The organism is Candidatus Trichorickettsia mobilis (assembly GCF_963422225.1).
GTDB classification, from domain to species: domain Bacteria; phylum Pseudomonadota; class Alphaproteobacteria; order Rickettsiales; family Rickettsiaceae; genus Trichorickettsia; species Trichorickettsia mobilis_B.
Genome location: NZ_OY728607.1, coordinates 1,367,025 through 1,393,992 on the forward strand (window position 1 = coordinate 1,367,025; position 26,968 = coordinate 1,393,992).

The window sequence follows — 26,968 nt, forward strand, 5'->3', positions numbered from 1 at the left end:
CAATCCAGTTATAATTATTTTTACTGTATTGCTTCGACTTCGTCTCGCAATGACGGTTTGTGTGTGTCATCTCTTTTTCCCTACTTGACGCGTATGGTTCATTGAACACTCTCAAAAAATCCCTCTCTTAATATCTAACTTTCAAAACAGGCTCTTTAAATAAATCTTTGAAAGAAGATTTTACTAAATATAAGATTAAGATTTTATTAATGTCGCATAAAATACTATCATTTTATCAGTTATCTTTTCAGGTTTTGGGGCAAGATCTTTTGAATTCTTTAAGTATATCTTTCTTCCCTTCTGCGATTGTGCATATCAAAGGCAAAAATGGTGGTGGCAAAAGCTCCTTACTTAAAATTATAGCCGGTATTCAAAAGCCAACCAATGGATTTGTTTATTTTGGTGTACCAAAGAGAGCAGAAGAGCAGAGGCTGTTATCACAAAACCATGAAAAACCATATTGTGTTTATATAGGACACCGCCTTGGTTTAAAATCTGAATTGACAGTATTTGAGAATTTAAAATTTTGGTCTGAAATTTATAATTCTCCAGAAACATTTGAAGCTTCAATCTATTACTTTAATTTACAGTACATATTAAGTACAAAATGCTATGAGCTTTCCAGAGGCAATCAACAGAAAGTAGCATTATCCAAACTGCTTTCATGTCAAGCCAGTTTGTGGTTGTTAGATGAGGTAGAATCAAATCTTGATCAACAAAACAAAGAATTATTACATAATTTAATCGCTTTAAAAGCTAATAACGGTGGTATTATCATGAATGCCTCGCATGGAGAATCAATTAAAACTGCACAAATTCTTAACTTAGATGAACAATCAGCGATTGAAAATGACTCATAATAAACCTCTTGCGAAATCAATTCTAGTAGGTAAGATATCATCAGCACATGGACTCAAAGGCCATGTACTGATACAATCATTCACTGAACCAATTGCTAATATAGTTAAATTACCATTATTGAGTGCAACCGGCATTGATCTGCACTTAAAGCTTTGTAGTATCACCACAAAACATCGATTAATTTGTAGTATTAAAGATATTGATGATCGAACTGCAGCAGAAAAACTAATTGGCCACGAGATCTTTTGTTTAAAAGACAATTTACCAGCAATCAAAGACAAAGATGAGTTTTATATTGAGTATTTAAAAGAATTAACCGTAATCGATCAAAATTTAAAGCCGATGGGTATGGTTAAAAATTTCTTTAATTTTGGTGCCGGTGATCTAATTGAAATAGAATTTCTTGATGGTAGCAACCAACTATTTCCTTTTATAAAAGAAATTTTTCCAGAAATTACAGATAGATATATCATGATAATTATGCCTAATTTCTCGTAATTGTTGCTTCACAGAGCCTAAGTTTAAGCGTTGTTGTAAGTTAAATAGTGAACTTACTAAAAATGTTCACTATTTAATTTATTAAACACCCTCATTTTATGATGTTTTTAATACTTTCACATTAGCAGCAGCAGTTCTTCCTTTGTTTCTAGCTATCTCATAGCTTATTTTATCTCCTTCGCCTAAGTATCTTATACCGGCTTTATCTAGAGCCTCTGCATGAATAAATACATCACTACTACCGTCCTCCGGCGCAATAAATCCATATCCTTTGTTGGCGTCAAACCATTTTACTGTTCCTTGATACATACAAAATTCCTAAAATTAATAAATAAATGATTTTAAGTAGCGCTCTAACTACAGAAAAATATATGGAAATACTAAAGAAAATTAGCTAAAACAAACTGAGATGAAGATCTGTAAAAAATAAAAGCTTAAAGTATTAAATAATATTCAATTCATAGCGGCTGTACTCTATATTGTTTTAATAGCAACCACAACGTTTTTCTTTGGGCATTTCTGCTTATACCAAATCACTTTTTACAGATTAATTACAAAAAATTTTAGGATCAAAGTGCTCAAGTAGTTTCTACGAACCAAAAGCTTCACTTCATTTTTTATATTACTCTTTTGCAATTGAATTGGCTTCAGCTTGTTGTTGTAATAATAATTGTTCAGCCTCATCGTCTTCTAACCACTGATTATTGGCGATCAGATTATTTTGTTGTAATTTCACTACATCGCTGTTAGGTATACCTGCGATTTCCCGTTCTGCAAGATATTGTATGGGGTAATATTCTATGTCAAATACCCTAAGAGCATATTCTGTTCGTTTGAGATCATCTATTCTTGGATCAAAAGCTACTATCTTACGTGGCATTATGTTACTAACTTTCATGAACTCAATTAAAGCGCCATTTTTGCTGAGAGTACCGGTAAATAGTATACCTTTATAAAACAAACTATTATCTCTTTTAGAGCCTAGAGTAATTAACTCCTTACCATTAATTTTATCAGTAAAATTTACTCCAAAATACTTAAGTTCTTGATAATGCCATTCTTGTGAATCCTTAATTAACTCATGTTCCATAATCATAGTTTGATATAATCCTAATACTAAAGCTCCAGTACTTTTTAATTTTTCTATAAAACTAGGCCATTCTGGTTCAACCAGTATAATCTGTCTGCGCTGTAGAAACGCTAATAATGTTTTGTTGAATACAGGCATATTTTTAGCCTGGACGGTAAGATCCTGGATAAAAGTTCTGTAAGGATTATTAGAGTATCGAAACATTTTTGATTTTGGGGCAACGATAGTCTTATCTATATTTATCAGTACTATAGTAGTTGAATCAATAGTATTTATTATATTCTGAGCAACATCAGAGTTTAAAGAATAGGTGGCAGGTATTGCAGCATAAGCCGATAAGCTAGTTAAATATAGTATAAATATGCATTGTATAAAATATATCATAGTGATTTGTTATGACTTAACTTCTAACTAATTTTTTATATGATTTTGAGTTAGAAGGAACAGTTGTTGATTTTTTATTTTTGGTCTTGATGACACCTAAATGTTGATCAAGCAATGATACCATTTGTTTATCCCTAATAGTAGCACTTTTACCACCAGTAATTACTCCAACGATAGCCTTATTATTTCTTGAAGCTGTAGTGATTAAATTAAACCCTGCTGGTCTTGTGTAACCAGTCTTTAATCCCTCAGACCACTGGTAATTTGCAGTAACATGGTTATGCCCTGAAATAACTTGCCCACGGAAACTAAAACTTGTTTTTGAGAATAAATGATAAAATCTTGGAAAGTCTCGTTTTACAGCGATTGCTAATTTAGCCAGATCTACCGCAGTAGTTTTTTGCGCTGGATCATGCCATCCTGAAGCATTAGTAAAATTGGTATCATGCATACCAAGCTGTTTAGCGCGTCTGTTCATCACTCGTGCAAATTTTGCTTCTGAACCAGAGATATTTTCAGCAGCGACTGATGCTGCATCATTAGCTGATTTTACTATAAGAGCCATAATCACATCACGTACTGTAATATATTCTCCTGCCTTTAAGCCAAGTTTAGAAGGCTGCATCTGTTCAGCATGTTTAGATACGTATAATTTCTGTGTTAAGGATAGTTTACCGGACTCTATAGACTCAAATATTAAATATAAAGTCATAACCTTTGCTAGTGAAGCTGGATTAACTTTAGCTTTTGCATTTTGAGCATGCAATATTTTACCAGTCTTCATATCAACAACTAAACTGGACTTGGTAGGGTCACTAGCAGCTACTGCCTTATGTGCAAATGAATTACCGTGAATGATCAGGCCGCAGATCAGGACTAGCATAATGCAGATAGTGGATGAGGTATTTCTAGACATATATAACCTTAAAGCGAAGAACTAATTCTAGTAAAGCAGAATATGGGGTTAAATATAAATATTTAATGAAGAGCACAAAAATTTATATAATAATTTTGACTATAAAACAACAAAATTAGATTCAGCGAAGATCTCTAATTATTATATTTTCTCTGTAAATACACTAATAGCAAAATAGCCGGGATTGCTAAAATAATGGTAAAAATAAAGTAATAATCCCATCCTAATTGGCGTACCAAAGTTCCACCATAGATAGTAACGGTATTGTTAAACAAACTAGCGGCGCTACTAAATAACGCATATTGCGTAGCAGAATATTTTTTATTACATAATATGCTCAAATAAGCCACTAAGGCGCTTGAGCCCATCCCACCAGCAAAATTTTCTATTGAAATTGCAATAAATAACGCACTAAAATCAGTTCCTTGGTGGTTTAACCACACAAAAGCTAAATGCGTGATACTTTGTACAATACCAGAAATTATCAGCCCTTTAAAATAGCCAATTTTATATATTATTAATCCACCAGCATAAGTGCCCAGGATAGTCGCGATAAACCCATATACTTTAACCGCAATAGCAATCTGCTGTTTAGAGAATCCAAGCTCTAAATAGAAAGGCATACTCACCACACCCAACATTGCATCTCCAAGTTTAAAGAAAATTACCGCTAATAAGATAGCAATAGCGCCTTCTCTGTTTAAGAAATCCATAAATGGTCTGGTATACTCGGTAAAAATCAAGAATTGCGGTGTCGTCATTTGGATCTTGCGGTGCTCACGTACATAAAGTACGCTGTGCTCCTCAGCTCCATGACTTCTAGCAATTTCTGATTTTGACCTTCGTATATCTACCCCTTCATTTGCTTCATCAACAAAAAAAATAAATGTTGTAGAGAGCACAAAAATACCAGCGATCCATAACAGTGTCTCCGGCCAGCTATTAGTAATATGAGCTAAATATAGTGCACCACCACCGGTTACTAGCAAGCCTATCCTATAGCCAAACACAGCACAAGCAGCGCCGACACCTTGCATTTTTTGTTCCAATTTTTCGATACGAAAAGCATCGAAACTAATATCAAATGTTGCTGACAAAGTACCAAGGCAGATAGTGAGAATATATAATAATGGCAGATCAGCATTAGGTGATAATATACTCATACTATATAATATACCTGCAATTAACATAGAACAGCAGATCATCCAACTTGCTCGTCGACCAAATTTACTCAAAAAAGGAATGCTGCAATAATCGATTATCGGTGACCATAGCGGTTTTAAAGAATATGGTAGTCGTGCTATCGCAAAAGTAGTGATAATTTCAAGAGTCACATCTGATTCTGTAAGCCAAGTGACTATTGTAGTACCGATAATGGCTAATGGCATACCACTAATGATGCCTAGAATAAATATTTCAAATAATCGATACTCGCTGAGTATTTTAAATAAAGTTAGATTTTTCATATTTTGATAAAATAATGATGATATTTATGCTTTGTAGACTTTACTGAATATATCTTAGGGCCAACGCACTTCTGGTGGCATAGACATCAATATAGCTTCGATATTACCATCAGTCATTAAACCAAATTTAGTACCACGATCGTATAGCAAGTTGAATTCAACATAACGACCACGGCGAATCAATTGGTAATCTCTTTGTTCTTTGCTCCAAGGTAACCACATTTTATGACGCACAATCTCTGGGTATATTGTTAAAAAAGCTTTGCCAATATCAACGGTAAAAGCAAAATCATTGTTAAAATCACCGCTATTTAAATAATCATAAAATATACCACCAACACCACGTGATTCCTGACGATGTTTTAAATAAAAATATTGATCACATTCCTCTTTAAATCGTGGATAATAAGTAGAATCATGTTGATTGCAGGCAGTTTTAAGAGCATCATGAAATTTTGTGGTTTCAAACTCATCGGGGTACATTGGAGTTAAATCGCTACCACCACCAAACCATGTTTTACTAGTCTCAAGATAACGCGTATTAAAATGTACCGCTGGTACTAAAGGAGAGCACATATGCGCTACTATGGAAATACCAGTAGCAAAAAATTGTGGTGCTTCCAAAGCTCCTGGAATATGTTGGCTTAATTCTGGTGATAACACTCCATGTACAGTAGAAATATTAACTCCTACTTTCTCAAAAACATTACCATGCATAATTGAGATTTCACCACCGCCACCGCCAGGTCTGTTCCACAATTTTCGCTCAAAGGTAGAAGCTACGGTATTGTGTTCTTTGCTGTATTCAAGCTCAATAGCTTCAAACGCTGCAATAATATCATTGCGTAAATTACGAAACCACAAAGATGTAGTTGATTGATTATTGTTCATGATTTCTACTTATGTTGTATACTGCTCAATACCTGCGAATTGGATTCTAAAATTTCGGAAGCTCCGCTCCTCACCTCAACTAGTGATCTACGTACCAAAGCTCGCTCCTCATTTTAGAATCCAATTCGCAGGTATTGAGCAGTATATATGACTTACTAACTCGTCATTGCGAGACCACGTTAGTGGTCGAAGCAATCCAGATAATATTTTAGGATCTTCCTGGATCGCCACACTACGCTTTGCTCCGTTCACGATGACGTATGTGTCGTTGCTTAACATCCATTACTGATTATCGAATAGAATCTATAAATTTATCGAATTCCGCTACTGTACTTATATTAATAGTGCGTAGTTTATGATTGGTTCTTTTGATCATCCCAGTTAATATTTTGCCACTTCCTATTTCAACAATTTCCTCAATCTCGGCTTGCACTAATTGATCAATTGTTTCACGCCATCTGACTCGTCCACATATTTGGGTGATTAAATTTTGTTTTATTACCACCGGATTGCTAGTTGGAGTGGCTGCTACATTAGTAATTATCGGCACTATCGGTTTATCAACAGTTACTTCCGACAATGCTTGTGCCATTTCTTGCGTCGCTGGTTGCATCAAATCGCAATGAAATGGGGCGCTAACTTTTAATTTTATTGCCTTGTAACCAAGATCTTTCAAGATTGCGATTACTCTCTCAACATTAGCATTATGGCCACTTATTACTATTTGCCCCAAAATATTATCATTAGCAATTTGACAAACCTCAGCTCCAGCATAATCATTAATAATTTGCTCAAGAGTGGTAATATCGATACCAATACAAGCTGCCATTGCACCTATCCCAACAGCGCAAGCACTCTGCATGGCCTCACCACGCCGGCGCAATAATTTAGCGGTATCAATCAAGCTAATACTTTCAGCGGCACAAAGAGCGCTATACTCGCCAAGAGAATGGCCAGCAACATATTGGCATAAACTAGCAATATTAGTGCGAGTTTGATCCTTTAGCGTATTAATTATTGCCATTGATACCGCCATCAGAGCTGGTTGAGTATTTTGAGTTAAAGTTAATTCTTCGTCTGAACCATTAAAAATGACATTACTTAATTTGTAATTTAAGCTATCATCAATGGACTGAAAGGTAGTTCTTGCTGCTTGAAACTTATCGTAAAAATCTTTGCCCATGCCGATCACTTGAGAACCTTGACCAGGAAAAATAAATGCTCTATTCATAAGCCTACAATACATAAATGCAACAGTGATTATGCGATTTAAATTAGGATTGTCAATTATTTTAATAATTTTGCAATTATTAAGAACCCAAGCTTTAGCAGTTGAGAATTCTGCTATGGTTTTTGCATACCTTAATGATGGAAAATGGTTGGATGCGGAGAAGCTTGTACGTCAAGCTGATGATCAAGCATTGCTTAAAGTGGTGTTGTCACAAAAATTCCTGGATTCGAAATATAAAGCTAACAATTTTGAGGAAGTGATAAAATTTATCAAACAAAATCCACAATGGCCACAAATTGTGAAATTAGCAGAAAGGGCAGAGAGCTATTTAAATGACGATACTGATCAAAAAACTATAGTTGATTGGTTTGGGCATAATAAACCAAAGACTGGGAATGGCTATAAATTTTATGCTAAGGCCAGTGCAAAACTACTAAATGATCAAGCCAAATTATTACTGATCATTAGAGATGGGTGGGTCTATGGTGATTTCACTCGCAATGAAGAGATAGAATATCTAACAAATTTTGCCAAATTTTTACGTGAAGAGGATCATGTGCGTCGAATAGACGAACAGCTGTGGCGATCTGATGTCACTGAGGCTAAAAGAATAATGTCAATGGTTAATGAAGGATACCGACAATCATTTGCTGCACAGATAGCTCTAATCAATAACGCTCATAGTGGTGAGCAATTATTTAAAAAGATTCCAACTAAATATTATACCTCCGGTTTGTTATACCGTTATCTGGAATCAAAGAAAAAGCAGCAAGCTGATAGTTATATTATTTCATTATTCAAGCATATCCCTGAGGATTTCCATCACAGTGTACAATGGTCTAAGCTACAACGATATTATGCTCGAGAATTTCTTGAACAGAAAGATTTTGCTAACGCTTATAAAATAGTAAAACAACATTTTGCAATTGTTGATGAGGATATCAGAGAAACAGAGTGGTTAGCTGGCTGGATTGCACTCCGTTTCACTCATAAGCCAGAGTTAGCACTAACTCACTTTAATAAGTTTAATAAAGTAGCAAAAACTCCAATCAGTAGATCAAGAGCGACTTATTGGTTGGCAAGAACTCATGAAGCCAAGGGTGATCATGAAAAAGCAACACAGCTTTATCGGAGTTCTGCCAAATATCCATATACTTTTTATGGGCAACTAGCCGCAATTGAATTGAAAGAACATAGAATAGTGCTACCGTCTACTCCAAAAATAGAATCTCATCATCAACATAGTATCAAGAATAATGATATTATTAGAGCTGCAAGGTTATTAATCAAATATGGTAAACCAGAATTGGCGCATATTTATGTCAAGGCTGCAGTAGCGCAAGTATCTCACCCAGCAGAAGCTTTGCTAGTAGCAGCAGATATTATCAAAGTAGATAGTAACCCTTATTATATGGTGGAATTTGCCAAGATTGCTGTGCATAACCACATATTTATCAAGAACTATGCCTTTCCCACTCCTTATAAATTGAATAATACGCCGATAGAAGCAGCACTAAGTTATGCAATTATTCGGCAAGAATCTGTTTTTAACCAATATGCAGTGAGTACAGCTAAGGCCATGGGGCTAATGCAACTGGTGAAAGCTACAGCTTGTCAAACAGCTAAGTCCATTGGTGTTCAATGTAATGTAGCAAAACTTACTCAAGATCCTAATTACAATATCAAGCTCGGTACGAATCATCTCAATGATTTATTGGTGCAGCATAAAGGGTCGTATATTTTGGCGATTGCCTCTTATAACGCAGGTAGTCATCGTACTAAAAGATGGATTGACCTATTTGGCGACCCAAGAACAATGAAGAACGTTAAACAAATAGTAGATTGGCTTGAACTGATACCTTATGGTGAGACTAGAAACTATGTTCAGAGAGTGCTAGAAAATGTTCAGGTTTATCGATCAATATTAAATAAGAACAATAAATTGCACCTAAGGCGAGATTTAGTATTGTTAGCAAAATGAGCGTGAGTGCTCTCTGTAAGTTTTTAAGTTTGAACGTTAGTATATCACATTAAAGTGTGTCATCACGAGCTGATCCAGAAATCAGCCCGAGTAAGGAGGAGGAGCGTACTTGATAAAGACTGGCTTACTTCTATTCTTAACAAAATTTATGACGATTTTTTCTAAATACCGTAAACACTCACAATTTTCTGCTTTAAAATAATTTACATTTATATTTAAATTTCATGTTGTATTAATTCATCCTCTCAATTATAACTTTAAATAGATAATCAATCTAGAGTTAAATTATGAATTTTAATATAGATATAGATATAGTAATCTTTTTTGCCTTCTTAGCTGTAAACCTTATAGCAGGATTATGGCATGGTAGAGGAGTAAAAACCATAGAAGATTACTCTCTTGGTGGTAGAAATTTTTCTACTGGCACTATTTCTGCTACCTTGACTGCAACATGGATTGGCGGTGGTTTTTTTTCTTTCTTAATTTCTAAAACTTATAGCAATGGAATTTATTCTATAATTCCAATATTGATAGATTATTCAGTAACGTTTTTTATTATTGGCTTTTTCTTATCTGCACGAATGGGAGAGTTTTTAGGTAGTGTTTCGGTAGCAGAGGCAATGGGATCTTTATATGGCAAGACTGTCAGGGTAATAACTGCAGTAGCCGGGATATTGGCAATTAGCGGTTTAATTGGAATACAGTTTAAAATTTCTTCATCATTATTCAGTCATTTTCTAAATATATCAACTAATTGGGCAATGTTTGCTAGTAGTATGGTGGTAGTAATATATTCGGCTTTTGGTGGCGTTAGATCAATAACCTTTACTGATATTCTGCAATTTTTTACTTTTGGCACAGTAATTCCAATAATTGGGCTGATAATTTGGCAAGATGTTGCCAGTATGGACGATATTTTATAGTATAGGAATTTCAAAAATTTTACCAAAAATATTTTTTTGAAAATTTTAAAATTTTCTTTAAAAATTTGGTTGTTAAATTGTGATATTAGAAATTATTGACACTTGTATAAAAATCTTCTCTTAAAATCTATCTCAAAATAGGCCAATTTTTTAAAATTATATTAACGTGGCGTGAAGCAACGGTTCACCATATGAATATCACCGAGGCGTTCACAATAATTCATTGATCTTCACTAATAACAAGGGTGGAGATAAACCGTAATAAACCTGTCTCAGGCTCATAAATTGATTACAGTTTGGACAAGATAACGGATCTTTTTTAAAGTTTAACCAAATCATTAATCTCCAGTTCAATGACTTGATTTTCTTAGGTATAATTTGGTTTATCGCCTTATATACAATAGGTAGTTGTATTCCTCTAGTTCTGTTAGATAAAAAGCCGTAGTACCTTATTATTCGAAAATAACGATCGGGTATGTGCATAATCAGGCTAGATATAAACTGCAGTACAGGCATTGTGACGTGATCAATCGTGTTATTGTAGTGGTCAAGAAATCTAAACGTTACTTGCAGTCCATCATATTCCTCTATTCTTGCCTCAGAAATAGGAGGTCGTTTTATATATCGCCCTAAATAGTTTATGTTGCGTTTATGATCGTCTGATGGTTTTTGCAAATAAACATACCAACTGATTTCATATAGGCCGATCATCCAGTTGTTAAAATCGCCATCATTTTGATATTTCGACGGTAATTTCAAATTACTTGAGGCGTATTCTGAGCGAAATAACTCAAGAATTCTATGTCTCCACATTTTTTTAATAGGCTCGGCAGGGAAAAATAATTTACGCCAATTACCCTTGCTATCTATACCGCCGCAAGTAACCGATAAATGGATATGAACATTACGTTTTAAATCTCTACCGAAGGTGTGCAGGGCAGTAAATATAGCGACTACAATCTTTTTCTTTGTTGCTATTTCCTTAATAATTCCGGCGGCAACAGCAGAAATTAATCCAAACAGATTGCGATTAAGCCAAAATATTGGCCATAATGAGTCGGGCATTGTAAATGTAATGTGCTGCCAACGTGTCTTTGGTAGAACATTGGTAGCTTTACTTATCCATTGATCTGTTTGCTTCTTACCGCAACGAGAACAAAATCTACCTTTACAACTAAATACTACTGATTTACCGTGATCACATGTAGGGCAGCTATAACTCTTAAATCCTAAATATTTCGTTCCGCACAATATAACTTTAGTAACGTTAAAGATAATACCATACCTCAGCTCGCTATATTTTTCAGTGAAATCGACGCCAATTACCCCGATCAAGAAAAATATGTTTTATAGAGATTCCTTTACCGATTATTTCCATCTTTTACTCTGATTATTTGTAATGACTTGCATATTACCTTTGATAACAGAAGTTGGCAAGAGATGTAAAAAGCTAAGCTGCCACCGATAGGTGGCTTATCTTGATGGTGTTAGCTAAAGATAAAAACTTCCACTTTACTAATATGGAGTTTACTAATCCACAATTTTTGGAAATGATTCAATTAAGTTTGATATTTGTGATTCCAGCACTGCATCCATCAATTTTTCAACGAATATCAATGGCTAAAAATGTTCGTCAAATAAAGAATTCTTTCGTTTTATCTTCGGTTTCTGCAATGTTGATGGTGTTAGTAACTTGTTGGGTAGGGATTTTAATGTTAGTTGTAGATCCCAGCTTAAAGCCAGAGGGTTTATGGTTCCACATCATTGATCAATATACTAGTCCTGGTATCAGAGGGTTAATTATTATTGGAGTTACAGCGATGATTATGTCCACTGCTGACTCATATATTAATTCTTCTTCTATTCTTGCTTCTCACGATATTTATGCAGTTTTCTGCCAGAAAATAACCAAAAAAACTGAATTATTGTTTTCTAAAGGAATGTCTTTTTTTATAGGTATCCTTTCTATTATATTAGCAATGACTACTACTGATATGCTAAGCCTTATGCTTTTAGCTAATAATTTTTATATACCAGTAGTAACAGTGCCGCTGTTATTCACAATTTATGGTTTTCGTAGTAGTACAAAATCTGTGTTAATGGCTATGGGAGCGGGGAGCATTACTGTTATAATATGGCGTATATTTTTCATGGATAGTACCGGGATAGATAGTATTGTTCCTGGAACTTTAGCCAATGTATTGTTTTTATTCGGTACTCACTATTTATTGGGTCAACCTGGTGGATGGATAGGGATAAAAGATCGTAAAGTATTAGATGAATTGAAAAAGGAGCGCAAAAGAACATACTACAACATTTATTATACTATTAAAAACTTTAGTTTTATAACATTTTGTCACAAAAATAGTCCTAAACAGGAGGCAACTTATCCTGTTTGTGGGTTATTCTACATAATCTCTACTTTTTCTTCAATGTACTCAATGTCGCACGAGTTACAGCAGCAATATGCTGAAGTGTTAGAAGTTATTTATCATTCTGTTTTATTCGTTGCAAGTTGTTTTCTGACTTATCCAATTTGGCCGGCTACTTTTAAGCAAGAAAAATTCATATCTGTATTTTGGATACTAGGTACCTTTTACATTTTAGTTTTTAGCAGTAGCTTATTGATGATGATTAGTAATTTTGAACAGTTACAGCTAATGATTTTTATGGTTGACCTAATCATAATAGCAACTTTGTTAAGGTGGCATATAACTTTATTTATGATTATTAGTGGGGTATGCATAAGTTTTGAGGTGTATCAGTACGTATGTGCCCATATTTGCATTGCTAACGGCAGCACAATACATCCGGAGAGCTTACAGTCTAAAGTAATATATTTTCTGCTGTTAACTAGTAGTGTTTTATTAATTTTTCTTAAACCAAAAGAAGAAAAATATTTATTAACTGAAGAACAAAATTTACATCTTACAAAGAATGTAATGGATATCAAAAGAGAGCTGTCAAAAGTGATGGAAATAAGGAATGAGTTCTTGCGTAACCTGCAACATGAAACTGTTACTCCTATCACAGGAATTACTAGTATGGGACAGGTTTTGCATAAAAATTATGATAAATTTAATGAGCAACAAAGACGCATGGCAGTAGCAGAAATATCTAAAAGTTCTGAAAGGTTGAATAGTCTTATTACTAACTTAGTTGATTTATCCAAATTATCTAGTATGGGATACCAGTTAAATCCAGAACAAGTTAATATTAGTAAATTGATCTATGAAAGAATAGATAAATGTAAGAAGTTATATGTGGAGTATAAAAATGAAGATTTACAAGAATTCATTACTGATATTGAAGATAATGTAAATATAAATTGTGATCAGTACTATATAACTCAAACAATCGATAATATAATAATTAATGCAATCCAGTATTGTAAGAGTGGTAGGATTACAATTCAATTAAAAAAAATGACAGATTTGGAAATAGAATTTGCTGTCTGTGACGAAGGTATAGGTATACCTAAAGAAGAATTATATGATATTTTCGGTACTTTTGTTGTAAGTTCTAGAACCAAAACTCCTGCTGGAGGGCGTGGTATAGGTCTTGCAGTATGTAAAAAGGTAATTGAAACTCACGGGGGTAGAATATGGGCGGAGCAAAATATTGGTGGTAAAGGAACTACTGTTAGATTTACTTTGTCTAGTGTCTCTCTTGAAACTGGTGTGATCAAATAATTGAAATTGAACGTTAATACGTTATAGTGCGGCTAGTTCGGTGGTGACAGTTAAATTTTGTTCCTTTTGCCTGCACGAGCTCTAGCTCGCTCAAGAAAGGCGGTGTGAATCTTCTTCTTCTCACACTTAATAACGCTAACCAATTTGTGATACTCTGACGCTATGTCGGCCGCCTTCAAATTTTGTGCTCAGGAACTTGTCAACCATTTCTAAAGCTAATTGCTCATCGGTGATTTTAGCGCCAAGCACAAGAATATTTGCATCATTATGTGATCTTGCTCTTTCTGACATAAATAAATTAACACATAATGCTGCTCGAATACCAGAACTTCTATTGGCAGTAATAGACATGCCAATCCCAGTACCGCAAATCAAAATACCTAAGGAAGCAGTATCTTCTAGGATGCAAGTAACAACTTTTTTTGCATATATTGGGTAATCCACGGTATCTGTATTATCCGTACCAAGATCGTTGACTGAAATATTTTGATTAATTAAATGATGAATTATTTTATCTTTTAGTGTATATCCAGAATGATCGCTTGCAATTACAATGTTATAAAGTTTCATAATAAAAGTTTTTGATAAAAATATGGTCAGATGAATTTGTGAGGCCTATACCGAATATTGTATTGATAAACAACGTTATCATATTTGGTTTATTGAATAGACTCATTTTTCTTTATTTAAACGCAAATAGGTATTAAGTAAACTAAAACTCTTATATATATATTCTATTCTTTAGAGATACAGGTAATTTGTTGTAAAAATTAGTTGTATAGCTGCGATACTTTCAAAAGTTGCTAGAAAAACTAGTGGTGGCAGTCATAAGCATGTGAATCTTGAAATTTGCATTATATTTATTTATAAATAAAAATAACTTAAGGATAATAGTAATTATGAATAATATCTTGCTGCCATTATTTTTAATTTTCATGATTTGTGGCTGTGTTACTCAGCAGCCAGCCCCTATTGAATACAAAAATAGTAATGGTTATAATAAGGATCATCAAACTATCAATACTGGTAATTGGAGTGGTGATCAAGACAAAACTATTGGAGCGATTAAAACTGAAGATACAGTAATAAGCCAGCCACTGCCAATAAAACAGAAAGAATATGATAAAATATCAGGTGAGTTGCATGACCCTTATCACGATGATGAAAATATAGTTATGCCACAAAATTTGTCGAATCATAAACTTGATGAAACAGAAAAACTTGCGCAAGAACAAAAACAGGATCTTACTAATAACGAGTCTAATGATACTGGGTATGACTATTTAAGACCTGTAAAAGGTGAAATAATTACAAAATTTGGCGAGATTACTCATGGTAAGAAAAGTAACGGTATCGATATAGCAGCTGCGCAAGGAAGCGCTATAATATCTGTGGCTGCTGGAGAAATAGTATATGCAGGGTTTGATGAGAAATTTGGTAATCTGGTGATAGTAAAATTAAATGATAATAATTTATATGTTGCATATGCCCATATGAATGATTTGATGTTTAGTAAAGGAGAGGTGGTAAAACAAGGTGATCTGATTGGTCATGTGGGTAGTACTGGTCACACTGACATGCCTAAACTCCATTTTGCAATAAGAGAAGGCAAGACGGCGGTAAATCCATTAAAATATATCCCTGAATAAAATCACAAGCTAATGCTTGATTTTTTATTAAAATTATTCTATTATGGCTGTGTATGTTAGAATATTTATGGTTAATCAATAAAATTAATCGTTTAAAGTCAAGCAAAAGGTGGGGTTAGCCCACCTTTTTTGTTTGTGTGGTATACTCGGTGAAAATTGAGAATTGCGTTGTCGTTACTGAAAATCTGCGGTGCTCACGTATTAAGTATACGTTGCGCTCCTCGATTCCAGAACTCCTAGCACTTCTTCAATTTTGACCTTCGTCTACTCAATTCTTCACTTGGAAGTTTTTGTTTATATGTCTAAAAATTTTTTCAATGATGCAAAATCTAGAACAAAAATTATTTAATATCATTGAAGGTACAATAAACCAACTTGGTTTTGAATTGGTAAAAATCACTTTGCAAAATCAGCCTAAAATGTTTGAAATTTTGATTGATAAGTATGATAATCAAAAGGTGAGTATTGGTGATTGTCGATTGGTGAGTAAAAATATATCCATTTTACTTGATGTCCAGGATGTCATTAAAGATAAGTATTATTTAGTGGTCTCCTCTGCTGGTATTGAAAGACCATTAATTACGTTTAAAGATTATCATAAATTTTTAGGCTCTGAGATTAAAATGAGGCTAAAATCAATGATTAGTGGATGTAGCCATTATAAGGGCAAAATAATTAAAGCAGAAAATAATATAGTATATTTAAAGAGTGATGATAAAGAAGTAGAAGTACCATTTGACTTAATTAAGAGTGCTAATTTAGTGCTTACCGACGATATGTTTAGGAAATTATTAAATAAGTAAAGTGTTTTGTCAGACCTTTTTGATAACTTTAGCATTTGTTCCACAGGTAGCGAGTTTGTGAGAGAGGTCTAGTGAATTACTGAGAGTGCTCGCGGAAACCTACGCGTCAAGTTAAGGAAAAAGAGACGATATAACTCGTCATTGCGAGCCGAAGGCGAAGCAATCCAGAAAGTGAAACAACTATTTAACTGGATTGCCACAACCACTATCGTGGTCTCGCAATGACCAATGACGGCTCGTGTCGTCTCTTTTTCCTTAACTTGACGCGTAGGTTTCCGCGAACACTCTCTAAATACTCGATAATTTGCAGATTTAACCGAGTATTATATACTTAGGTTGTTATTTAGAGGATTAAGGTATATGATTAATGTTGGTAACGTAAACGTAGAAATTTTACAAATAGTAGAAGCAGTCTCGCGAGAAAAAGGTATTTCCAAAGACCATTTAATTACAGCGATGGAACAAGCAGTGCAAGTTGCTGGTCGTAGAAAGTATGGTAATGAACATAATATACGAGCAGAAATTAGTAGAAAGAATGGTGAAATTAAATTGTTTAGAGTGTTAGAGGTAGTGGAATTACCTGAGAATTATTTTACGCAAATTTCATTAGCAGATGCGTGTGAACAAAAACCAGATGCCAAGTTAGGTGATGAAATTTATGAAAGTTTACCACCTATTGATTTAGGTAGAGTAGCAGCGCAAACAGCTAAGCAAGTTATTATTCAACGTGTTAATGAAGCAGAACGAGAAAAGCAATATCAGGATTTTAAAGATAGAAAAGGTGAGGTTTTAAATGGGACAGTTAAGAGAATAGAGTTTGGTAATATTATAGTTGATCTTGGTGGTCGAGCTGAGGCAATTATCAAAAAAGATCAATTAATTAAAACCGAAAATCTTAAAGTTAATGATCGAATTAAAGCGTATGTACAAGATGTTAAATTTGAGCCAAAAGGACCGCAAATTTTTCTTTCTAGAGTAGATGATAACATGTTAGCCAGATTATTTGAGCTAGAGGTGCCTGAAATTTATGATGGCGTCATTGAAATTAAGAATATTGCGCGTGATCCTGGCTCAAAAGCAAAAATTGCCGTCTTTGCTGCGGATTCTAGTGTAGATCCTATTGGTTCTTGCGTTGGTATACGTGGTGGTAGGGTAAGAGCAATTACCAATGAATTAGGTGGGGAAAAGATAGACATAATACTTTGGAGTAAAAATATTGCTCAATTTGTTATGAATGCTATGGCTCCTGTAGAAATTTCAAAAATTGTTATTGACGAAGATCGTGGTCGAGTCGAAATTGTGGTGCCAACCGAGCAGTTAAGTGTAGCCATTGGCAGACGAGGACAAAATGTACGTCTAGCGTCCAGGCTTACAGGGTGGCATATTGATGTAATGACTGAGGAACAAGAGTCAAAACGTCGTACTGATGAATTTAATTCAACTACAGAATTATATATGGCAGCTCTGGATGTTGAAGAAGTGATAGCTCAACTTTTATCGGTTGAAGGTTTTGTTAGTATTGAACAAATAGCGTCTGCAGATATTAATGATTTAACTGCTATTGATGGGTTTGAAGAAGAATTGGCCTCTGAACTTAAAAAGCGTGCAGCAGATTATATTGATACAAAAAACAATGAAATCATTAATAAATTAGAACAGCTAGGAGTTGTACAAGAATTAATAGATATGTTGGCTCTCTCTCCAGAACACATATTAACACTTGCTGAGTATGGTATCAAAACTATTGAAGATTTAGCTGAAATGACAGTAGATGAATTTAAAGCACTAGTACCAAATACAAATTTATCGCATCAAGATATTGGAGTGTTAATTAAGGCTGCTAGAGAACAAAGCTAAAGAATAGACCTCTGTTACAAACTCTATTTCTGCGGATGATTTGAACTTTGATCCGGTACTCGAATCCAAAATAAACCTTAAAGTACGCTACGGGTCGAGGTTCCATATCCCATCAAATCCTTTCTCATGCTTTAGTTTGTGAGAGGTCTATTATAATAGGCGACAGTTATTTGAATGCTGCTCCTAGACCAATATTATAGGTATTAAAGATTTATGACTGACATTCAAGATAATAAACCAAAGAAACTAACGCTTGATAGAACTAAATTATCATTTGGCAAATCTATTGATCATGCAAATGTTAAGCGTAGTGTAATTGGCTCTAAGTCGAATACAATTGTAGAAGTTAAAAAAAGTAAAGTTATTGGAAATGCAACAAATTCGTCCATTACTACAACAGATTCTGATCATGAAGAATTTAATAAGCGTTTAAGTTTATTAAAAAGGGCTGCGGATGATAAGGTAAAAGATTCGGAATCTAAAATTAGTACTTTGAGTAAGCTTGTTGCAATGAATCAACTTAAAGCTGAACAAGTAATAACTAATGAACAGTCAGATAGTGCATCAAAGCAGTCAGTAATTGCCACTCCAATAGGTGCTGAAGATGGTGGTGATAAAAACCTTCAAATAATAGCAGCTGAGCGTAGTGGTGTGATAGGACGGCCTAACGAGGCATTTGAAGAAGAAAATAGCGCTAAAAAGAAGCTTGGTGATGCTAAAGCAGTGCCTCAAAAAGCTAAGGTTGAAGAACCAAAGAAACTAAAAAAATCTGATATCCTTCATATGCTTGAAGGTGGGGAGGGAGCAGGAGCAGATAAGGGGCGCAGTCTAGCTTCAATTCGTCGAGCAAAAGAAAAAGCAAAGCGTAAGCAGGAATTACTGCAAAAACACGACAAAATTTATAGAGAAGTAATTATTCCTGAGGTGATTACTGTAGGTGAGTTAGCCGGACGTATGGCAGAACGTGTTGCCGATGTAATTCGTGAACTGATGAAACTCGGTGTCATAGCCACTGCGCTGCAGTCAATTGATGCAGATACTGCAGAATTGATTGTTACAGCTTTTGGTCACAGCGCAAAAAGAGTACAGGAATCTGATGTTGAAAATATCTTAATTCAAGAGATAGATACCTCTGAGAATCTTCAACCAAGAGCGCCAATAGTTACAGTCATGGGTCATGTTGATCATGGCAAAACCTCATTATTAGATGCATTAAAATCAACCGATATTGTAAGTTATGAGGCTGGGGGTATTACTCAGCATATAGGAGCTTATCGGGTTACTTTAGCTAATGGTAAAGCTATTACTTTTATTGATACTCCAGGCCATGAGGCTTTTACCGAAATGAGAATCAGAGGCGCTCAAGTAACTGATATAGTAATTCTGGTAGTTGCTGCTGATGATGGTATTAAAGCTCAGACTATTGAAGCGATCAATCATGCTAAGGCTGCTGGTGTTCCAATAGTTGTAGCAATTAATAAGATTGATAAGCCAGATATTAATCTGGATAGAGTAAAAAATGAGTTATTAATGCATGAACTAGTAGCTGAAGATCTTGGTGGAGATACTATGATCATCCCAGTATCAGCTCTTAAAAAAATCAACCTCGACAAATTAGAAGAAGCGGTGTTGTTGCTAGCTGAGATGCAGGATCTTAAAGCAAATCCAACAGCGCCGGCTTCTGGTATAGTCATTGAATCAAGAATAGATAAAGGCAAAGGCGTAATTGCGACAATATTAATCCAGCGTGGAACACTCAAAAATGGCGATTTGATGGTGGCTGGTGGTACTTATGGTAGAATAAAGCGTATTAATAATGATAAAGGCATTGATATACTTAGCGCTGGCCCTACTGAGCCGGTAGAAATTTATGGATTGAATGAAGCGCCACGTGCTGGAGACCGGTTCGATGTGATTTTGAATGAAAAACATGCTCGTGATATTACCGAGTATCGTATGCGTCTGATAAAGGAGAAGAAGGTAGCAGTTACGAAGGGCAGTAGCCTGGAAGATTTATTTATGAAAGCTTCTGGTACTGGAGGTATCAAGGAATTAGCGATAATAATAAAGGGGGACGTGCAAGGGTCAGTTGAAGCTATTGCTACTAGCTTATTAAAATTACCTAATGATGAGGTGCGTGTAAAAATTCTACATCAGGCTGTTGGCGGCATCACGGAATCGGATGTAACCTTGGCTAGAGCTTCAAATGCAATAATTTTAGGGTTTAATGTCAGGTCTAATGCTAATGCAGCGAGCATGGCAGAAAAAGATAAAGCGGATATACGTTATTATTCTATTATCTATAACTTAATTGATGACATGAAAGCAATAATGAATGGTATGTTATCGCCAATTATGCGTGAACAATTTATAGGTTCAGTGGTAATCAGACAAATATTTAATATTACTAAAATTGGTAAGGTGGCTGGTAGTTATGTTACCAAGGGGATGATTAAAAGAGGCGCTGGTGTACGATTGCTACGTGATGATATTGTTATACATGAAGGTAAACTCAAAACGCTTAAACGTTTTAAAGACGATGTCAAAGAAGTTAAGGAAGGTTTCGAGTGTGGTATCGCATTCGAGAATTATGATGATATAAAAGTTACTGACACTGTGGAAGTGTTTGAAGTTATTGAAGAGAAGAAACAATTATTTTAGTCAAACATACTTGTTAATTGACGCTGGTTGGAATTGTCCTGCTTTATTACTAGATAATGGAATTTCAGCTCAGACGTGCAAAATTCGTGAACTTCCGTTAATCTTTTAATAATTTGGAGTCATACATGGATAAAGCAGAATCATTTAGACAACAAAGAGTTGCAAACCTAATTAATACAGCGATAATCGAGTGTTTGGAGCGTGGTAAAAAGCTGGATATCAGATTAATAGATTCTCCTCTAACTATTACTAAAGTAGTAGTTACTGGCGATCTTAAGCTTGCAAAATGTTATTTTATGCCATTTAATACCAAACTTAGTGAAGTCGAACTTTTAGAGGCATTAAATAATTCTAAATATGCAATTAGAGATTTTGTAACTCATAAAATAGACCTTAAATATTCTCCAGATATTCGGTTTTTTTATGACCATGGTTTTGATAATGAACGTATAGTGAATCAGTTATTAGATAAGTTATAGAATATTAAGTAGTAAAAGAAATAACACAAAATTCTTGTGCCTCAGCTAGGAGGCTTGCCCTGATTCTGTCTCACAGTAAGACCAGCAAAATTTAATGTCTCCAACTTAAGTGTGAAGCTATACAAGAAGGTTATAAAATTAAAGTTTATAATTATATGTGAAATATTTAGACCTCTCTCATAAATTTAGCAATAAGAGTGATAGATTTGAAGAAGACACGGAACATTCACCAGAGCAGTGCGTTTTTAGTTTGTTTCAGATTCGAATACCAAATTTGTGTTCAAATAATCAACGCGAGTTGCCAATTAAAATTGCCAGAAACTCCCGTTTCCACATCGCTGCGCTCCCTCACAATGACGGCTAGAACTGACCTCTGTAGTGTTTAATAAAATTTTAATTGGTAACTCGCGTTAATCAGCAAGAATGTAGAATTTTGAAATAGATCACTATACTTCGTAATGCTCAGTATCAATAGGATTATGCCCTAAGACTGCGCATTGTTGATTATACTCAGCTACGACATTACAATTTGCCAGATGATAACTCGTTCCAGGTTCCATTGCCTTAGGCTCATAAACCGTAGGCTCACAAATTTCGAACATTACAAGTAAACTTTGCACATTTTGCGTATTAAGATCTATTATACCTGGTACTAAAGTGTTATTTTTTTTAATTAATCTAATTTCTTTAAATTCTTCTAGCGGAATACTATTACCTACTTTCAACAATATATGTTGATGAGTCTCCTCTTCTAGTGCGTTGTTTCTTTGTAGCAAGCAAATCAGATGCTTGCTACTTTCTTCCGTTATGTCTAATTCTGAATATTGTTTGATCAGTTGTTTCATAAGAATCCTTTTTTAAACTAAATAATTAGTATGTAAAATTTAAACATTAGCATTATTAATTATATTAATTATTTCTGTCAAGGACTTTAATTATGTGGCAATGCTACGGACATTTTAGCAACTAGTTACATATTATGAATTGCAATCAGTGGCTGACATATCTAAGTAAATCACTTTAAGTTTGCTAAGAGGTCTATAGAGCTACTGAGCTACAGAACGAACATGTAAGATCTACAAAATTTGATACTTAAGACCCGAGTAAATAGATGTTATATAACCACTTGAAAAGCTAAGACAATAATTTAGGTGGGATGTGACGTGGCGGGAGTGACGGGACTCGAACCCGCGACCTTCTGCGTGACAGGCAGGTGGTTTAATATGTATTTATTTATACCGAGTTATATAATCATTGACAGCTACTGTCTTCTGAGGTGTTAGTAAGTTTACTTACTTTGATAAATTTATACCAAATTACACCTCCAAAGTATACCTATAGTATACCCGAAATAAAAATATGAAAGATCATCACATTAATTTTACCAAGAAAGCAATAGAAGATATTGAACTCCCAGCTAGCGGTAAACGGAATTACTTTTATGACACTAAGATTAAAGGTTTAGAATTAGTAGTAACAGACAAAGGGAATAAATCGTTTAAGGTTTATAAAAAATTTGATGGCAAACCGATAAGAATAAATATTGGGGTATTTCCTAATTTGTCAGTAGAACAAGCTAGACGTGCTGCGCAATTAATACTTGCTGATTTAGCTCAAGGTAAAAATCCTAACGACCAAAAATCTCAATCTCAAGACGAATTGACTTTGGGTAAAATGTTTAAGATTTTCATGGAACGTTACAGCAAGCCTAATAAAAAGACATGGAAAGCTGATGAGCAAGACATACCGCGATTTTTAGGACATTTATTTGATCGTAAGCTTTCTGCTATTAACAAACAAGAGATACAGTTGCTACATGAACAAATAAAATTAAATAACGGATTGGTGCAAGCTAATCGCCTACTATCTCGTTTTTTAGCTCTATATAATAAAGCAATTGAGTGGGGATATACTACTATTAACCCAGGATTAAGTATTAAGAAATTTAAAGAGAGATCACGAGAAAGATTTCTGCATCCCGATAAGCTTCCTCGGTTTTTATCAGCGCTGGAAGAAGAAGAGAATGAAACAATTAAAGATTATATTTATATTTCATTACTGACTGGTGCTAGAAAATCGAATGTACTCAGTATGCAATGGGCTGATGTTAATATGCAGCGCAAAGAATGGGTAATCCCTATTACAAAGAATGGAGATCAACAACAAGTACACCTTGTTGACAAAGCAATCGAAATACTGGGTAAGAGAGCTAGCAAATATGGCGCAAATAAATTTGTATTTGAAGGCACGGGGAGTACAGGCCATTTAATAGAACCTAAGAAGGGGTGGAAAAGAGTTTTAAAACGTGCGGGCATAGAAAATTTATGCATACATGATTTACGACGTACTTTAGGCAGTTACCAAGCAGCTCTGGGAGCTAATAGCTACATTATAGGGAAAAGCTTAGGACACAAGAGTCAGGCAGCAACAGCCATATACGCTCGACTAAGTTTAGATCCAGTAAAAAAAAGCGTAGAGAAAGCTACTCAAGCAATACTGAAATATGCAAAATGAATTTTAAATTAAGTTTATAGTTCTAGTATTATCATTTTTCGGTGTAAGAGGTGTAAGTAGTGTAAGAGAATCGCTGTAGCCTTTATTATTCAAGGGATACAGAGGATTATGATTTATTACACCATCGTTTTTTAATGGTGTAATAGGTGTAATAAGATAAAAATAATTTGTAAAGACATTAGCTATACAGTATTATTTAATCAACAGTGATACATTGAGGTAAAACTATGAAAAATACAGCACTCAATATTAGAACCAGTGAAGAAAAGAAAAGGCTAATAAGTAAAGCGGCGAATATGATTGGTAGTAATTTATCTAATTTTCTGATCCAGTCTGCTACTAAAGAAGCATATAGGATTTTAAATGAGCAAAATAATATCATGTTAGATGATGAGCAATGGGAGGCTTTTTGTAACCAGCTAGACCAAAAACCTAAATTCAAGCCAGCTCTACATGATTTACTAACAAAGCCCAGCGTTTTTAATGATTGACCTAAAAAGCCCTGCATTATTAGATAAATTGCATATACGCCAACAATTTGATTGTGGGGAAGAAGCGTTAAATACTTTTTTAAAAGAATACGCTCTACAAAATAGTGAAAATAATGCTTCAAGAACATATGTATGTGCTACGAAGAATGACAATACTGTTGCCAGTTATTATACATTAACTTATGGAGCAATTAGCAATCAAGAGGCTACTGAAAAAGTAAAGAAAAACATGCCACGTTATCCTATACCGGTAATGATACTGGCAAGACTCGGAGTAGATGAAAAATATCAAAAACTTGGTTTAGGCAAAGAAATGCTTAAAGATGCATTCTTAAGAACATTACAAGCTTCAGAAATTGCTGGACTAAAAGCTATTATAGCCCATGCCAAAAATCTTAATGCTATAAGCTTTTATAAGAAATACGGCTTTGAGCAATCTAAGTTTGATAAGAAACATCTAATGCTTACTATCCAAGATATATTCTGTTCTTTAGATGTACAAAATAAACTCTAGATGATTCACTTAAAGTAATAACATAATGAAGAATCCTAATCATATAAAACTTTTAAAATACATTTTTAACAAAGCATGCCCCAAAACTCTTAGTAATACCGATTGCAATAATTAACACGGTGTATTTATCCAGTCTCTATACATAATTGATTTTACTAAATCTACATTCTGAGCAAGTTGATTCCAAGCGTAACAAGCCATAGTGACAATATCTTCATATGCACCGTAACATTGGTTAGACAAGAAATGATTTTTGATCCACTCCCAAACTTGTTCCATTGCATTAAGTTCTGGTGCATAAGGCGGAAGCGGTATCAAAGTGATATTGCTTGGAACAGTTAGTTTTTTGGCTGTGTGCCAACCTGCATTATCCATTAGTAAAGCTATATGTCGGTTGCTTTGAGTAGTGAGAGAAAGGTCTTCTAAGAATTTATTCATTGCCCGTGTGTTGGCATATGGTAAAATTAATGCAAAAGATTCTCCCGTATCATGGCAAGCAGCTCCGTAAATGTATGTTGAAATGAATTGCTGTTGCCGAACTTTACGGGGTCTAGTGCCGCGTTTAGCCCATATACGAGTTAAGCTACCTTGTTGCCCAACTCGAGTTTCATCCTGAGACCATATATCAACGTTACATCTATCGATATTTTTTGGTAATAATTCTGTTAACATGTCTGGGAAGTTTTTTTATATGTATTTTGAGTCTCTTGATTTGACTTTGGATGCATTGAACGAGAAGTAATCCAGCTAAAACCAAGGCGATGCATAGTATTGTAGACTGTTTTTAAAGCGCATTTAGCGCCATATTCCTCAAGCAACATGTTATGTAGCTCCTTTGCGGTTATATACCCGCCAGTTTCACTTTCACTGAGCATATTGATTTTATCAAAAAGAGCAGATTCTTGTAGAGTGTTAATCTTCCTAGGAGCGCCGCTTCTTTGTGATTCAAATAAACCTTCAAAACCATGATTTCTAAATCTTCTGAGCCATGATTGCACGGTTTTCCAGTGCAACTTCACTATTGCAGATATGGCTTTAAAAGATTTGCCTAATTGAAGGTGATACATCGCCAATAAACGTATGCGATTCCGACCATGCGGCTCATGTTTCATCATTTTTATAAAATCATGATCATGAAAACCTAGCGGCAATATTAACTTAGCTATTTGAGTACCTTTTATCCGTTAAAAATCCATTTTAGGCCACCGCGTTAATTATTGCAATTGGTATAAGTACTTTAATCAAAAAAACTGTTTAAATGATATTGATTTTGAACTTTTACACAAACAAAACAAGAAGGATGTTTATTATCAAGAACTTGTAGAAGCTTTTGAAAATTTAGAAGAAGTGCAAAAATGTCAAATTTTAGATGATTTTCAGAAAGTACGTTTTTTTATAACTAGTAATAACGATAGTTTTGCGTATTTACTGCGGTTTGTACAAGATATCTCAAATCTTATTCCAGATTCTTTAAATTACCTTTCTTCCGATTGCGATAAAGCCCTTTTTACTCTCACAAATTATTCTCAAGATTTTTATAATTGTTATCAATTGCGATCATTAGAAGAAGCTAGCACAAGATATTGGCTAGCTCGTAAAGACTATTTCAATGACTCTTTTCTTGTGGATAAAGATAATTTAACTAAGTCTTTTGAACAACTCAAGCTAGAAGTTCAAAAAATCTTTATCAAAGAGTTTCGTGGTACTCAATGCCAAGGGAGTAAGTTTGAATTTGATAATAAAATATATTTTCAGTTTCATTTACAAGACTATTTTCAGTTTATTCAGACTTTTAATGGGGAATATATAGAAGAAAAAAATATACATCCAGTCTTTGAGATAAGCATTGTAATTGACCAAAAAATGAAAGTTGTAAATATTTACGCTGATTCAAAAGATAAAAGACAAGAGCTGCATAAACTTACCGCTTCAATAGTTTTTGCTCAAAGTGACATAGACCTTTATTGCAAAGATGCGGATTTATTTGATCCACATCTTGTCTTAAATATATTGAGAACTGATAAAAAATTTACTGCTTCTATCCCTAGTGAGTCATTTGTTTGAGAT

The 26,968-nt window shown here is 34.4% G+C and carries 25 protein-coding genes; 14 read left to right on the plus strand and 11 right to left on the minus strand.

Annotated elements, in window-relative coordinates; all coding sequences use genetic code 11:
• Window positions 1-209 precede the first annotated feature (209 nt).
• Together ccmA and rimM are read left to right on the plus strand one after the other, a co-directional pair.
• Window positions 210-860, plus strand: a complete 651-nt coding sequence (gene ccmA, locus R2I74_RS06415) for a heme ABC exporter ATP-binding protein CcmA (RefSeq protein ID WP_316355337.1) — start codon at window positions 210-212, stop codon at window positions 858-860.
• Window positions 850-1,359, plus strand: coding sequence for a ribosome maturation factor RimM (rimM, locus tag R2I74_RS06420; protein ID WP_316354673.1), 510 nt, complete (start codon window positions 850-852; stop codon window positions 1,357-1,359). The genes ccmA and rimM overlap by 11 nt, the downstream gene beginning before the upstream one ends.
• A gap of 96 nt (window positions 1,360-1,455) precedes the next feature.
• Here rimM and R2I74_RS06425 read toward each other — a convergent pair whose 3' ends face one another.
• The 6 genes from R2I74_RS06425 to fabD all read right to left on the minus strand — a co-directional run bounded on the left by R2I74_RS06425 (window position 1,456) and on the right by fabD (window position 7,337).
• Window positions 1,456-1,668, minus strand: coding sequence for a cold-shock protein (locus tag R2I74_RS06425; protein WP_316354674.1), 213 nt, complete (start codon window positions 1,666-1,668; stop codon window positions 1,456-1,458).
• 313 nt (window positions 1,669-1,981) lie between these two features.
• Window positions 1,982-2,833 (minus strand): DUF2608 domain-containing protein, encoded by an 852-nt coding sequence (locus R2I74_RS06430; RefSeq protein WP_316354675.1) that lies wholly within the window; start codon window positions 2,831-2,833, stop codon window positions 1,982-1,984.
• A 16-nt stretch (window positions 2,834-2,849) separates the two neighbouring features.
• On the minus strand, window positions 2,850-3,716 hold the full coding sequence (locus R2I74_RS06435; RefSeq protein WP_394355861.1) for a D-alanyl-D-alanine carboxypeptidase family protein: 867 nt from the start codon (window positions 3,714-3,716) through the stop codon (window positions 2,850-2,852).
• 167 nt (window positions 3,717-3,883) lie between these two features.
• Window positions 3,884-5,215, minus strand: a complete 1,332-nt coding sequence (locus R2I74_RS06440; RefSeq protein WP_316354677.1) for an AmpG family muropeptide MFS transporter — start codon at window positions 5,213-5,215, stop codon at window positions 3,884-3,886.
• Window positions 5,216-5,269: 54 nt separating this feature from the next.
• Window positions 5,270-6,106, minus strand: coding sequence for an oxygen-dependent coproporphyrinogen oxidase (hemF, locus tag R2I74_RS06445; protein ID WP_316354678.1), 837 nt, complete (start codon window positions 6,104-6,106; stop codon window positions 5,270-5,272).
• A gap of 289 nt (window positions 6,107-6,395) precedes the next feature.
• Window positions 6,396-7,337, minus strand: coding sequence for an ACP S-malonyltransferase (fabD, locus tag R2I74_RS06450; protein WP_316354679.1), 942 nt, complete (start codon window positions 7,335-7,337; stop codon window positions 6,396-6,398).
• Window positions 7,338-7,368: 31 nt separating this feature from the next.
• Between fabD and R2I74_RS06455 the strand changes: the two genes are divergently transcribed.
• Together R2I74_RS06455 and R2I74_RS06460 are read left to right on the plus strand one after the other, a co-directional pair.
• Window positions 7,369-9,318 carry a lytic transglycosylase domain-containing protein gene (locus tag R2I74_RS06455; RefSeq protein ID WP_394355832.1) on the plus strand — a complete coding sequence of 650 codons (1,950 nt, stop codon included), beginning with the start codon at window positions 7,369-7,371 and terminating at the stop codon, window positions 9,316-9,318.
• A 287-nt stretch (window positions 9,319-9,605) separates the two neighbouring features.
• Window positions 9,606-10,241: a sodium:solute symporter family transporter gene (locus R2I74_RS06460; RefSeq protein WP_316354681.1), complete on the plus strand. Its 636-nt coding sequence runs from the start codon at window positions 9,606-9,608 to the stop codon at window positions 10,239-10,241.
• A 210-nt stretch (window positions 10,242-10,451) separates the two neighbouring features.
• On the opposite strand, the gene R2I74_RS06465 is transcribed toward R2I74_RS06460, so the two are convergent.
• On the minus strand, window positions 10,452-11,576 hold the full coding sequence (locus R2I74_RS06465) for an IS91 family transposase (protein ID WP_316352999.1): 1,125 nt from the start codon (window positions 11,574-11,576) through the stop codon (window positions 10,452-10,454).
• A gap of 146 nt (window positions 11,577-11,722) precedes the next feature.
• On the opposite strand from R2I74_RS06465, the gene R2I74_RS06470 reads away from it, so the two are divergent.
• The gene (locus R2I74_RS06470; protein WP_316354682.1) at window positions 11,723-13,933 is read left to right on the plus strand and encodes an ATP-binding protein; all 2,211 of its coding nucleotides are present in this window, start codon (window positions 11,723-11,725) and stop codon (window positions 13,931-13,933) included.
• A 135-nt stretch (window positions 13,934-14,068) separates the two neighbouring features.
• On the opposite strand, the gene rpiB is transcribed toward R2I74_RS06470, so the two are convergent.
• Window positions 14,069-14,503, minus strand: a complete 435-nt coding sequence (gene rpiB, locus R2I74_RS06475; RefSeq protein ID WP_316354683.1) for a ribose 5-phosphate isomerase B — start codon at window positions 14,501-14,503, stop codon at window positions 14,069-14,071.
• Window positions 14,504-14,832: 329 nt separating this feature from the next.
• Here rpiB and R2I74_RS06480 point away from each other — a divergent pair, with 329 nt between their 5' ends.
• From R2I74_RS06480 to rbfA, 5 genes are all read left to right on the plus strand, one after another.
• The gene (locus R2I74_RS06480) at window positions 14,833-15,582 is read left to right on the plus strand and encodes a M23 family metallopeptidase (protein WP_316354684.1); all 750 of its coding nucleotides are present in this window, start codon (window positions 14,833-14,835) and stop codon (window positions 15,580-15,582) included.
• A 320-nt stretch (window positions 15,583-15,902) separates the two neighbouring features.
• On the plus strand, window positions 15,903-16,385 hold the full coding sequence (locus R2I74_RS06485; protein ID WP_316355339.1) for a ribosome maturation factor RimP: 483 nt from the start codon (window positions 15,903-15,905) through the stop codon (window positions 16,383-16,385).
• A gap of 360 nt (window positions 16,386-16,745) precedes the next feature.
• On the plus strand, window positions 16,746-18,242 hold the full coding sequence (nusA, locus tag R2I74_RS06490) for a transcription termination factor NusA (protein ID WP_316354685.1): 1,497 nt from the start codon (window positions 16,746-16,748) through the stop codon (window positions 18,240-18,242).
• A 213-nt stretch (window positions 18,243-18,455) separates the two neighbouring features.
• Window positions 18,456-20,903: a translation initiation factor IF-2 gene (gene infB, locus R2I74_RS06495; RefSeq protein WP_316354686.1), complete on the plus strand. Its 2,448-nt coding sequence runs from the start codon at window positions 18,456-18,458 to the stop codon at window positions 20,901-20,903.
• A 125-nt stretch (window positions 20,904-21,028) separates the two neighbouring features.
• A complete protein-coding gene (rbfA, locus tag R2I74_RS06500) occupies window positions 21,029-21,382 on the plus strand; it encodes a 30S ribosome-binding factor RbfA (protein WP_316354687.1) in 354 nt (117 codons plus the stop codon).
• A gap of 446 nt (window positions 21,383-21,828) precedes the next feature.
• On the opposite strand, the gene R2I74_RS06505 is transcribed toward rbfA, so the two are convergent.
• Entirely contained in the window at window positions 21,829-22,227 is a 399-nt protein-coding gene (locus R2I74_RS06505; RefSeq protein WP_316354688.1) for a hypothetical protein, read from the minus strand.
• Between the two features lie 514 nt (window positions 22,228-22,741).
• Here R2I74_RS06505 and R2I74_RS06510 point away from each other — a divergent pair.
• The 3 genes from R2I74_RS06510 (at window position 22,742) to R2I74_RS06520 (ending at window position 24,901) form a co-directional block, all read left to right on the plus strand.
• On the plus strand, window positions 22,742-23,896 hold the full coding sequence (locus R2I74_RS06510; protein WP_316354689.1) for a tyrosine-type recombinase/integrase: 1,155 nt from the start codon (window positions 22,742-22,744) through the stop codon (window positions 23,894-23,896).
• A 227-nt stretch (window positions 23,897-24,123) separates the two neighbouring features.
• Entirely contained in the window at window positions 24,124-24,387 is a 264-nt protein-coding gene (locus R2I74_RS06515; RefSeq protein WP_316354690.1) for a type II toxin-antitoxin system TacA family antitoxin, read from the plus strand.
• The gene (locus R2I74_RS06520) at window positions 24,380-24,901 is read left to right on the plus strand and encodes a GNAT family N-acetyltransferase (RefSeq protein WP_316354691.1); all 522 of its coding nucleotides are present in this window, start codon (window positions 24,380-24,382) and stop codon (window positions 24,899-24,901) included. Before R2I74_RS06515 ends, R2I74_RS06520 begins: the two co-directional genes overlap by 8 nt.
• 111 nt (window positions 24,902-25,012) lie before the next feature.
• On the opposite strand, the gene R2I74_RS06525 is transcribed toward R2I74_RS06520, so the two are convergent.
• Together R2I74_RS06525 and R2I74_RS06530 are read right to left on the minus strand one after the other, a co-directional pair.
• A complete protein-coding gene (locus R2I74_RS06525; RefSeq protein WP_316353004.1) occupies window positions 25,013-25,573 on the minus strand; it encodes an IS630 family transposase in 561 nt (186 codons plus the stop codon).
• A complete protein-coding gene (locus R2I74_RS06530; protein ID WP_316353080.1) occupies window positions 25,567-26,052 on the minus strand; it encodes a helix-turn-helix domain-containing protein in 486 nt (161 codons plus the stop codon). Before R2I74_RS06530 ends, R2I74_RS06525 begins: the two co-directional genes overlap by 7 nt.
• 196 nt (window positions 26,053-26,248) lie before the next feature.
• On the opposite strand from R2I74_RS06530, the gene R2I74_RS06535 reads away from it, so the two are divergent.
• Window positions 26,249-26,965 carry a hypothetical protein gene (locus tag R2I74_RS06535; RefSeq protein ID WP_316354693.1) on the plus strand — a complete coding sequence of 239 codons (717 nt, stop codon included), beginning with the start codon at window positions 26,249-26,251 and terminating at the stop codon, window positions 26,963-26,965.
• The last annotated feature ends 3 nt before the right edge of the window (window positions 26,966-26,968 follow it).

Bases quoted from the DNA above. Each gene is read 5' to 3' on its own strand.
- R2I74_RS06455 (WP_394355832.1), top strand. From the start codon at position 7,369: ATGCGATTTAAATTAGGATTGTCAATTATTTTAATAATTTTGCAATTA.
- R2I74_RS06440 (WP_316354677.1), bottom strand. From the start codon at position 5,215: ATGAAAAATCTAACTTTATTTAAAATACTCAGCGAGTATCGATTATTT.
- R2I74_RS06520 (WP_316354691.1), top strand. From the start codon at position 24,380: ATGATTGACCTAAAAAGCCCTGCATTATTAGATAAATTGCATATACGC.
- R2I74_RS06510 (WP_316354689.1), top strand. From the start codon at position 22,742: ATGAAAGATCATCACATTAATTTTACCAAGAAAGCAATAGAAGATATT.
- R2I74_RS06425 (WP_316354674.1), bottom strand. From the start codon at position 1,668: ATGTATCAAGGAACAGTAAAATGGTTTGACGCCAACAAAGGATATGGA.
- rbfA (WP_316354687.1), top strand. From the start codon at position 21,029: ATGGATAAAGCAGAATCATTTAGACAACAAAGAGTTGCAAACCTAATT.
- R2I74_RS06515 (WP_316354690.1), top strand. From the start codon at position 24,124: ATGAAAAATACAGCACTCAATATTAGAACCAGTGAAGAAAAGAAAAGG.
- R2I74_RS06485 (WP_316355339.1), top strand. From the start codon at position 15,903: ATGCAAAATCTAGAACAAAAATTATTTAATATCATTGAAGGTACAATA.
- R2I74_RS06505 (WP_316354688.1), bottom strand. From the start codon at position 22,227: ATGAAACAACTGATCAAACAATATTCAGAATTAGACATAACGGAAGAA.
- R2I74_RS06435 (WP_394355861.1), bottom strand. From the start codon at position 3,716: ATGCTAGTCCTGATCTGCGGCCTGATCATTCACGGTAATTCATTTGCA.
- fabD (WP_316354679.1), bottom strand. From the start codon at position 7,337: ATGAATAGAGCATTTATTTTTCCTGGTCAAGGTTCTCAAGTGATCGGC.
- hemF (WP_316354678.1), bottom strand. From the start codon at position 6,106: ATGAACAATAATCAATCAACTACATCTTTGTGGTTTCGTAATTTACGC.
- R2I74_RS06430 (WP_316354675.1), bottom strand. From the start codon at position 2,833: ATGATATATTTTATACAATGCATATTTATACTATATTTAACTAGCTTA.
- infB (WP_316354686.1), top strand. From the start codon at position 18,456: ATGACTGACATTCAAGATAATAAACCAAAGAAACTAACGCTTGATAGA.
- rimM (WP_316354673.1), top strand. From the start codon at position 850: ATGACTCATAATAAACCTCTTGCGAAATCAATTCTAGTAGGTAAGATA.
- rpiB (WP_316354683.1), bottom strand. From the start codon at position 14,503: ATGAAACTTTATAACATTGTAATTGCAAGCGATCATTCTGGATATACA.
- R2I74_RS06525 (WP_316353004.1), bottom strand. From the start codon at position 25,573: ATGTTAACAGAATTATTACCAAAAAATATCGATAGATGTAACGTTGAT.
- nusA (WP_316354685.1), top strand. From the start codon at position 16,746: ATGATTAATGTTGGTAACGTAAACGTAGAAATTTTACAAATAGTAGAA.
- R2I74_RS06460 (WP_316354681.1), top strand. From the start codon at position 9,606: ATGAATTTTAATATAGATATAGATATAGTAATCTTTTTTGCCTTCTTA.
- R2I74_RS06480 (WP_316354684.1), top strand. From the start codon at position 14,833: ATGAATAATATCTTGCTGCCATTATTTTTAATTTTCATGATTTGTGGC.
- R2I74_RS06470 (WP_316354682.1), top strand. From the start codon at position 11,723: ATGGTGTTAGCTAAAGATAAAAACTTCCACTTTACTAATATGGAGTTT.
- ccmA (WP_316355337.1), top strand. From the start codon at position 210: ATGTCGCATAAAATACTATCATTTTATCAGTTATCTTTTCAGGTTTTG.